Below are 222 nucleotides of genomic sequence, written 5' to 3' on the forward strand. Positions count from 1 at the left end.
AGCGACCAGGGTGGGGGTGTCGAAGCCGGCGAGCACGTCGCGCCAAGCCTGTTGTGCGGCTTCGAGGTCACGATCGGCCGACCACTCGACGAGGCGCCGGTAGGGCACGGCCGCGGGTAGCCGATGACCCAGATAGCCGGCGAAGATCTCCTGCAGCAGGATCGGCAGCGACCAGCCGTCCAGCACGATGTGATGGTTGGTCAGCACGACCCGGAACCGTTC

Annotated in this window: 1 protein-coding gene; it reads right to left on the bottom strand. The window is 67.6% G+C overall.

What is annotated here, in order from left to right; all coding sequences use genetic code 11:
- Nucleotides 1-222: condensation domain-containing protein (locus H7I57_RS10735; protein ID WP_264023478.1), on the bottom strand; the 222-nt coding region annotated here is incomplete at both ends.

The organism is Mycolicibacterium pyrenivorans (genome assembly GCF_025821625.1).
In the GTDB taxonomy this organism is placed as follows: Bacteria; Actinomycetota; Actinomycetes; order Mycobacteriales; family Mycobacteriaceae; genus Mycobacterium; species Mycobacterium pyrenivorans.